The sequence below is a fragment of the Neomoorella sulfitireducens genome, assembly GCF_024733845.1.
In the GTDB taxonomy this organism is placed as follows: Bacteria; Bacillota; DSM-521; order Neomoorellales; family Neomoorellaceae; genus Neomoorella; species Neomoorella sulfitireducens.
Map to the genome: position 1 here is coordinate 1 of NZ_JANRHG010000029.1, position 1,885 is coordinate 1,885.

Annotated in this window: 1 protein-coding gene; it reads left to right on the plus strand. The window is 47.9% G+C overall.

Annotated elements, in window-relative coordinates; translation table 11 throughout:
- The first annotated feature begins 164 nt into the window (after positions 1-164).
- Entirely contained in the window at positions 165-1,811 is a 1,647-nt protein-coding gene (locus tag NWF31_RS14425) for an IS1634 family transposase (protein ID WP_258361200.1), read from the plus strand.
- The last annotated feature ends 74 nt before the right edge of the window (positions 1,812-1,885 follow it).

Genomic DNA, 1,885 nt, shown 5'->3' on the forward strand with positions numbered 1-1,885 from the left:
CCTGACTTTATCAGTTGTAACGTTCTACTGATTCGCGAACCCGCATAAAATCTAGCTTCGGGCGCTCAAAACGACCCAAAAACCGAAAAGTGTAGTGGCAACAATATGCATCTTATTTCGAACAATATCTGGACAATCTTCACAGTTAGTGGTATCATCTAAGCATGTTCATCAAGATAACCAAATCCAGGGACTACCAGTACGTCCAGTTGGTCCAATCTTACCGGGAAAATGGTGTTGTCAAACACAAGGTCCTCCTTAATCTCGGTCGCCTGGAAGAAATTGAAAACAACCCCAGCTTTCAAAGACTTGGTAAGCGCCTGTTAGAATTGTCCAAGGCCAGGGAGGTGACCAGTTTAGCGAACTTTTCCGAGGCGCAGATCAAGAACTGGGGCTATGTGGTCTACCAGAAGATCTGGAACCAATTAGAGCTACCCAAACTCCTAAAGAAGATTAGTGCCAAACGCAAGGTACAGTTCGACTTAAACGACGCCAGTTTTCTTATGGCTGTCCAGCACCTCCTTGAACCCAGGAGCAAATTAGGTACCTATAACCATCAGCACCGTTACGCCAGTTTGCCTGACGTGGCATTGAACCACCTCTACCGCTCCCTGGATTTACTCTGTGAGCATAAAGAGTTGTTGGAGGAGGAGATGTTCCAAAAGAACCGCCACCTTTTTAACATGCAGGTGGATGTGGTTTTTTATGATGTAACGACCTTTTCCTTTGCCAGTGTCGAAGCCGATTCTCTTCGTGATTTTGGCTTCAGTAAAGACGGCAAGTTCAATGAAGTCCAGGTGGTATTGGGCTTACTTATTGATTGCGAGGGGCGGCCCATTGGCTATGAGCTTTTCCCCGGCAATACCTTTGATGGTAAAACCCTGGAGGCGGCCCTGGAAAAGCTGGAAAAACGTTTTGGTCTGCGCCGGGTGATTATCGTCGCCGACAGGGGGATCAACAGCAAGCTCAATTTAAAGCGCATAGTGGAACGGGGCTACAGCTACATCTTTGCCGCCCGCATCAAGAGCATGAAGAAAGAGATTACCGATGTGATATTAGACGATGACGGTTACCAGGAAATAACGGATGATGAAGAAGAAGTCCTCCGCTACAAAGTTATCGAATACATAAACGAGTTCACCGCCGAGGGGAAAAAATACAAGTTACCCGAAAAACTAGTCATCACCTATTCCAGCCGGCGGGCGGAAAAAGACCGGGCCGACCGGGAAAGGTTAATAGAAAAAGCCCAAACCCTTTTAGAAAGCAAGGCCAAAATCCAGGCCAGCAACAAACGCGGTGGTAAGAAATACCTCAAAGAAGTAGATTGTACTGGGACATGGGTGCTGGACGAAGAAGCCATTGCCCGGGACAAACAATTTGACGGCTATTACGGCATCCAGACCAGCGAGAAAGAAATGAGTGCCAAAGACATCCTGGATGCTTACCATAACCTGTGGCGTATTGAAGAATCTTTCCGCGTCATGAAAAGCACCCTGGAAGTCCGGCCGGTTTTCCACTGGACCGAAAGGCGGATCAAGGGGCATTTTGTAATCTGTTTCCTTGCCTTTCTACTCGAACGCACCCTGGAATTCAAGCTCCGGCAAGCCGGAGATGATGCCTCACCAGAAAAGATCCGGGAAGCGTTAAACTCCCTCAACTTTGCCGAGGTAGAGATCGAAGGAGAGGCGTTCTTCATTAAAACCAGGAGTACAGAGTTGAGCAAAAAGCTCCTGCGCCTGATGCGGATTGCACCGCCGGGAAATGTAACCCGTGTAAAGGAGTTTGCTGCCCGTTGGCAGTGCCAGCAGTAGTGGCAAAATGCGCGTCTTGTTTTCTATTTTTCTAGGTTTTATGCGTATTCCGGGGTTTCAACTGATAAAGTCAG

Coding starts and splice junctions, on each gene's coding strand:
- NWF31_RS14425 (WP_258361200.1), top strand. CDS start 165: ATGTTCATCAAGATAACCAAATCCAGGGACTACCAGTACGTCCAGTTG.